The following is a 6535-nucleotide window of genomic DNA, read 5'->3' as shown; positions in this document are numbered from 1 at the left end:
AGCCAGGGCAGGGCCAGGCCCGGCGGATCCCAGCCCAGGCCGACGAACTCGGCCACGGTGAGCGGGAAGCGGCCCCGGGGGATCAGGGTCTGGGGCAGGTAGGCGAGCCGGGCCCGCAGCTCACGGGGCAGCTGGCCGCGGCTGCCCAGGCTGCAGCCCAGGAAGCGCACCTGGCCGGCCTGGCGGGGCAGGATGCCGAGGATGGCCTGCACCAGGGTGCTCTTGCCGGCCCCGTTGGGGCCGACCAGGGCCGTGTCGGACTCGGCCACCAGCTGGAAGCTGACGTCATCGACCGCCGTGACCCCCTCGCGCCGCACGCAGAGGTGGCTGACTTCGAGAACCATTTCGGCCATGGCCGCAGCCTACCCAGAAGCCCCACCGCCGGCCGCCGCCGCCGAGAATGGAGGCCGAACCCTGCGGCCCTTCCCCTGCCATGACCTGCCTCGCCGTGACCGGAGCTTCAGGCAAGACGGGCTGGCGGGTGGTGGAAGAGGCCCTGGGGCGGGGCTGGCGGGTGAAGGCGATCCTGCGGCCCAGCTCGGACGTGCCGCCGGGCCTGGCCGGTGCGGCTGGAGCTCGGTGATGCGGAGGCCCTGGCGGCGGCCTTGGAGGGCTGCGACGCCCTGGTCATCGCCACCGGGGCGCGGCCGTCGGTGGATCTGGCCGGGCCCCTGAAGGTGGATGCCCTGGCGATGCGTCCCCAGATCACCGCCTGCAGGGCGGCGGGTGTCAAGCGGGTGGTGCTGGTGAGCTCCCTGTGCAGCGGCCGCTGGCTGCATCCGTTGAATCTCTTCGGGCTGATCCTGGTGTGGAAGGGGGTGGGGGAGCGCTGGCTGGCCGCCAGCGGCCTGGAGTGGACGGTGGTGCGCCCCGGTGGGCTGAAGGAAACCGAGGAGGGGATCGACGCCGAGGGGATCCGCTACAGCGGGCCGGATGAGCAGGAGAGCGACAGCATTCCGCGGCGGCTGGTGGCGCGGGTGTGCCTGGATGCGGTGGAGAGCCCGGCCGCCATCGGCCGCATCATCGAGATCACCAGCAGCCCCCAGCAGCCGGCGGTGGGCCTGGGGGAGTGGCTGGCGAGCAGCGTCGCCTGACGGCGGCTGTAGGGTCGCCGCGGCGGTGGCGGCTCGATGCGCAAACCCACTCTCCTGCTGGTGTTGACGGTGCTGATCACCGCCGGAGCCAGCTACGCGGCCGCCAATCTGCTGCTGCGCCACGCCAGCCCCGCCAGTCCGCGCGTGGCGGCGGCGTTGCCACCCCTGCCAGGGGGCGTGGCCCTGGGGGATCCGACACCGAAATTCGTGGGGGAAACGCGGCTGCTGGCGATGGAGGCGATCGACGCCACCGCCTGGGCGCCGATGAACCAGGCGCTGGTGCAGCTGGCGCGCCGCTTCCTCGACTACCCCTTCAAGGGCTTCTCCCTCGATGGCGGCCCGAAGGAACAGCTGGTGCTGGATCTCACCAACTTCGACTGTTTCCTGTTCGTGGAGCAGTTGCTGGCCCTGAGCAACAGCCGCAAGGTGGACACCAAGGACGAAGGGGTGGAGCGCTTCACGCAGCATGTGCGGCGGCTGCGCTACGTCAATGGCGAGGTGGACTACTGCCGGCGGCAGCACTACTTCAGTCGCTGGGCCGAGGCGGCCGAGCGCAACGGCTACGTGGTGAACATCACCCCGTTCCTGCCCGGGGCCAGCAAGCGCACGGTCGCGCTCAACTTCATGAGCAACCACATCAAGAGCTACAAGCCGATGCAGCTGGCCCGCAACAAGCAGTGCATCACGGAGCTGGAGAAGGATCTGGTGTTGGAGCAGGCCTACATCCCGCTGGCGGCGCTGCCGGGGGTGCTGCCCTCACTGCGCAACGGCGACATCTTCGCGCTGGTGACGAAGGTGCCGGGGCTGGATGTGACCCACGTGGGCTTCCTGGAGAAGCGCGACGGGGTGGTGGATGCGATCCACGCGGCGGAGGGGGCGGGAGTGATCCGCAGTGAGAACTTGGCGAATTACGCGGCCCGGGTGCCGGATGTGATCGGGGTGGCGATTGTGCGGCCGAGGCCGAACGATGGAGCGGTGAGGGTCCCGACGACGTCGACCCGAGAAACAGCTCCAGGCTGAATCAGCATCTTCAGCCGGCCCCACTGCGCCGGTCACCTTCGGACAGTCGGCCGATGCCCCTCTCGACAGGGCGTGCAGGCCCAGCAGGCCCACGAGCAGGAAGCTGGCATCCGACACGTCCCCATCGTGTCGCGGCCAGGTCATCGGTTTTGGCAGGCTGGCTGCTTCTCCCGGTGGCCGGATGCCCCATCACCAGGATCGTCCCTCCAAAACCTGCCCGGTCTGCGGACGACCCTTCCAGTGGCGCCGGAAGTGGAAGGATGTCTGGGAGGAGGTGCGGTACTGCTCCGAGCGCTGCCGCCGCAACCGCCCCCGTGCGGATCCCTCCGAAGGCGCTCAGAGCTCGAATTCCGCCACCAGCGCCGCATGATCCGAGCCCGGATCGGCGGCCCGGTCGGAGGGTGTCTCGGACATCGACGGCAGATGGTCGCCGGCCAGCACCGTGCGTGCCACGGGGATATTGCCGGGATTCACCAGCCGGTGGCTGGCCAGGATGTGGTCGATCAGTTCGCCCCGTCCCTGGAAGCGACGGCTGAAGGGGGACGCGGTCGGGGGTTCTCCGTTCGGGCCGGCATTGAGCAGCGGCGCCAGGTTCCAGAGGCGATAGCCATCGCCCTTGTCGCCCCGCCGGAATCCCTCGGTGCCCAGTTCCGAGCCGCTCGGCCCTTGCAGGATCTGGGTGGTGGCGGCGTCCGTCGCATCGTTGAGATCACCGCAGACCACCACCGCCTTCTGGCGACCCATGCCTTCGTCCGGGTCTGGTGATCCGGCGCAGCTGGAGAGAATCTGGTTGACCCGATCCCGCAGCGTCACCGCTTCGATGGTGCGCCGGTAGAGGCCGTAGGCGGCATAGCGATAGCGCTCGTTTTCGTCGTTCGGGGCGAACTGGCTGCCCTCCACCAGCCCGTTCTGGCGGGCGTAGGAGATCAGTTTCGATTTGAAATGGGCCGTGATGATCCTCACCGGGTGCCCCTCGATCTCGATCACCACCTCCAGGGCGCCACGCCCCAGGGAGGCGGTGAGGGACTCATCCGCTGGGGTGGCCGGATCGTCGAACACCGGATCCCTGGCCTGGACCGGGGCGATCATCTCGGGGAAGGCCACGATCGAGCGGCTGGTGCTGAAGGGGTAACGGGACAGAAAGGCCACCCGGATGCCCCGGCCATCCGGTACGCCCTCCAGGGCGTGGGGCAGCAGGTGGGCCAGCGCCGCCTGCAGCGCCTGCAGGGCACCAGCCGGGCCGATCTCCTGCAGGGCGAGCACGTCCGGCCGCTGGCTGTCGATCACGGAGGCAAGGGTGGCCAGCTTGGCCTGAAAACGGGAGCGCGCCTGCTCGCTGGCGTCGTCCTCCGGGAGGAACAGGTTCTCCACGTTCCAGCACATCAGGATGAAACTGGCCATCGGCTCTCTCGGCAGGGGGGGTGCTCCCCCATGGGCGTAGCCACCGCCGATGAAATCTGCAGGTGCTCAGGCGAGGATCAGGTTGGAGGCCGAGAACTGGACCGGTCCCATCAACATCACTTCGAAGTCGCTGCTGCCGTTGCCATCGAGATCTCCCTGCAGGAGGGCGTGATTCTGCCGGCGGTTCTGCTCCAGCCGCAGCTGGCCCGCCACCCCGTAGAACGCCCTCGCGCCGATCCAGGTGAAGGGCTGCAGGCCAGCCTGCCGGCTGTCGGCATCGACCCTCGAGAGGTCGATCCTGTCGTCCGCAGCGAAGTCGGTGATCACGTCGCGTCGCTCCGGGCTGCTCAGGCTGCTGTCGGCGCGGACATAGACGAAGGTGTCACGGCCGCCTCCGACCAGACCTCTCCACTGGGCCGGCGCTCCGGGAACAGCGAAGAACGCCAGGTCGCGGAAGCTGTTCGGTGCGGCCCAGTTCGGTGCCAGAGGGGCTCCAGCCAGCAAGTCAGCGCCGTAGCCGCCCGAGATGATGTCGGGTCCGCCGGTGCCGACGATGCCGTCATTGGCGCTGGTGCCGATGGTGGACGGGGCCAGGGCTCCGATGGTGAGGCTGACATTGGCGATCGCGGCGACCGTGAAGGTGCCGTAGTAATCGTCCTTCGACGCGGTGTAGAAGCCGACGAAGTTTGGATTGCCCGCTGTCGGTGAGGTTCCGGCCGTGTCGGGGAGTCGTCCGGCCGCCTTCTCCCGCCCCGCCTGGGCGCGGAGGATGGACGTGTAGGCATTCGATTCAAAGGAATAGTTCGGCGTCGGTTTGTCCGCACTGGGGTCGGCCGTCGTGTAGCCGTAGTTCCACACGTTCCAGTTGTCGGCAAAGAGCTGTTCCCCCCGGGGCTGGGGCACCTGCGCCCCCAGACCGCCATTCATGGCGCTCCAGGAGGTGTTGGTGGAGAAGTCAAAGCCGAAGGCGGGATAGGTCTGCTGGGGATTCAGGCTGCTGGCGCCGGCGGCGCGGGGGTAACCGAAGGGGGAGGGGCCGTAGGGCACCTGCTCGAGGAACTGGATCCAGCCCGCGGGAGCGTTCGGCGGCCAGTAAGCCGGTTGCCCGTTCTGCACCGCGTTGGCCATGATCACCTGCTGCTGCCAGAGCCGCATCGGGCCGACGAATCGCCGGTTCGCGGCATCCCAGAGATTCGATGCTGTCCCGACACCCTTTCCCGAGGCGGCGCTGGTGACGAATCCGCCGGGGGGCAGGGCGGCGAAATCCATGGCGATCGCCGCCGCGTCCAGGAAGCCGAAGTTGTGGATGCTGCCGCTGCTGTCGGTGATGTTGGTCTGGATCGGATAGGCCCAGTCGTCGATGTAGGACATGTCAGCGGAAAAGCCGCTGCCATCAATGGTGTATTCGTAGAAGGAGAAGGGCGCTGTGGTGTTCCAGCCGATCGGTTCCTGGCCAGGGTTGGCGAACAGCGTGGCGGTGCTCGAGACGTAGATCCTCATCTGAGGAGCGGCCTCGATGGCCAGGGTGTTCAGGCCCGGCGAGAGGGTGCTGGCCTGGCCGGGTGGGATGGGCTGAACGCTGAATCCTGGCCCGACGACGTAGTAATAGAGGCTGCCTCCCGACTGGTTGTTGATGGTCAGGGAGGCGGTGGCCATGGTCCAGCTCGATACCCGATTCCAACGTAGGTGTCACCGGATGGACGTCAGCCAGCGGGCGCTGCGCTGCAGTCCTTCGTCGCAGTCGCCCTGCATCAGCAGGCCCGCCCCACCCCACAGCAGCCGCGGGGCCAGATCCAGCGGGCCGCCCCCCAGCTCCCGCAGCGGCCTGAAGCCGAGCCGCCGGAAGTAGCGCCGCAGCCGCCGGTGCTGGCGCTCCCCATCGCGGATGGCCAGCAGGCGGGCCGAGCGGCAGGGCGTCTCCTCCAGGGCCCAGGCGAAGGTGGCGGCCCAGATCAGCGGTCCCACGGCTCCGCTCCGCTCCCCCTGCACCCGCATCGTGTCGAGCCGCAGGCCATCGGCCAGGGGCAGGCACCAGCCCTTGAGCTCCCCCAGCAGCAGCGGCGGCTGCTCCGCCCGGGGGCGCGCCACCGCCACCCGCAGGCCCCGCACCCCCGCCAAGTCCTGCACCTGCAGCCGCAGCAGCAGGCTGCGCTCCCGTGCCTGCCGCTCCAGCTCCTCCAGCGTCAGCATGGGGGTCAGGCCGGCGGCGGCGGGAAGGGCTCGGCGGCCAGCACCGCCTCCAGGGGGAGCGGTCCGTGGATGTGGGGGAAGCATTCGCCGCTCTCCGGGGCGGGCTCCCAGCGCAGCGGCGCGCCCAGGCGCCGGGGGTCGATGGTCAGCAGCAGCACCTCCTCCGCATCGGTGTAGAAGCGGTCGAAGGTGGCCTCCACCTGATCGGCCCCGCTGGCATGGATGAAGCCCACCTCCTGCAGCGACTGGCCGCGGGTCGAGCGCTCGTACAACCCGCGGGCTTTGGCCTGGCGCCATTCCCCGGCCAGGGCCAGGTGGTAGATCCACTGCTCAGAGCGCCAGGGCCGCCGTGGCGCCCAGGGCTCGGCCATCACCGCGGCCAGATCGGCCCCCTGCAGGAAGCGCTGCAACCAGTCCTGCAGCGGCGCCAGATCGCCCAGCTGGTCGAACCCCTCCGGATCGGCGAGTCGGAACTGGCGCACGAAGGGCAGCAGGGCCAGATCGGCCAGGGACGCCCGCCCCCCCACCAGCCAGCCGCCGGTCCCCAGGGCGGCGCTCCAGGCCCGCAGGATCGCCAATGCAGCGCAGCGGTGCTGCTCCCGGTCGTCCCCGGGATGGCGGTGGGCGTACTTGAAGCGGTCGAGGTGGTGCTTGAAAGCCCCGTCGTTCTCGGCGATCAGGGCGTCGATCCGGGCCCGCTCCCCGGCGGCGGCGCCATCCGCTCCCCCCTCAGCCCCGTGTCGCCGCAGGTCGCCGGGGTCGTGGCGCTCCAGGGCCCAGGCCATCACCGCCAGGCTGTCCGGCAGCACCCGGCCGGCCCCGTGGGGACC

The 6535-nt window shown here is 69.7% G+C and carries 7 protein-coding genes and 1 pseudogene; 3 read left to right on the top strand and 5 right to left on the bottom strand.

What is annotated here, in order from left to right; genetic code table 11:
• Window positions 1-353, bottom strand: a 353-nt coding sequence (locus VB737_RS04910) for an ATP-binding cassette domain-containing protein (RefSeq protein WP_500311626.1), incomplete at its 3' end; no start/stop codon positions are given.
• An 80-nt stretch (window positions 354-433) separates the two neighbouring features.
• Here VB737_RS04910 and VB737_RS04905 point away from each other — a divergent pair.
• The 3 genes and pseudogenes from VB737_RS04905 to VB737_RS04895 all read left to right on the top strand — a co-directional run bounded on the left by VB737_RS04905 (window position 434) and on the right by VB737_RS04895 (window position 2484).
• A pseudogene (locus tag VB737_RS04905) lies at window positions 434-1094 on the top strand (SDR family oxidoreductase).
• 36 nt (window positions 1095-1130) lie between these two features.
• Window positions 1131-2114 (top strand): N-acetylmuramoyl-L-alanine amidase-like domain-containing protein, encoded by a 984-nt coding sequence (locus VB737_RS04900; RefSeq protein ID WP_500311624.1) that lies wholly within the window; start codon window positions 1131-1133, stop codon window positions 2112-2114.
• Window positions 2115-2295: 181 nt separating this feature from the next.
• Complete coding sequence (locus tag VB737_RS04895; RefSeq protein WP_500311623.1) at window positions 2296-2484, top strand: DUF2256 domain-containing protein; 189 nt, start codon at window positions 2296-2298, stop codon at window positions 2482-2484.
• Here VB737_RS04895 and VB737_RS04890 read toward each other — a convergent pair.
• The 4 genes from VB737_RS04890 to VB737_RS04875 all read right to left on the bottom strand — a co-directional run.
• Entirely contained in the window at window positions 2451-3515 is a 1065-nt protein-coding gene (locus VB737_RS04890; RefSeq protein ID WP_500311621.1) for an endonuclease/exonuclease/phosphatase family protein, read from the bottom strand. The genes VB737_RS04895 and VB737_RS04890 overlap by 34 nt on opposite strands.
• A gap of 66 nt (window positions 3516-3581) precedes the next feature.
• Window positions 3582-5171 (bottom strand): M10 family metallopeptidase C-terminal domain-containing protein, encoded by a 1590-nt coding sequence (locus VB737_RS04885; RefSeq protein WP_500311619.1) that lies wholly within the window; start codon window positions 5169-5171, stop codon window positions 3582-3584.
• A 33-nt stretch (window positions 5172-5204) separates the two neighbouring features.
• Window positions 5205-5705: a hypothetical protein gene (locus VB737_RS04880; protein WP_500311617.1), complete on the bottom strand. Its 501-nt coding sequence runs from the start codon at window positions 5703-5705 to the stop codon at window positions 5205-5207.
• Window positions 5706-5710: 5 nt separating this feature from the next.
• Window positions 5711-6535 (bottom strand): DUF952 domain-containing protein (locus VB737_RS04875; RefSeq protein ID WP_500311615.1); only part of this gene is annotated, 825 nt, incomplete at its 5' end.

The organism is Synechococcus sp. BA-120 BA3, from assembly GCF_034931285.1.
GTDB lineage: Bacteria > Cyanobacteriota > Cyanobacteriia > PCC-6307 > Cyanobiaceae > Cyanobium.
The sequence above is the reverse complement of the archived record's forward strand: the minus strand, read 5'-3'. Positions and strand labels throughout refer to the sequence as shown.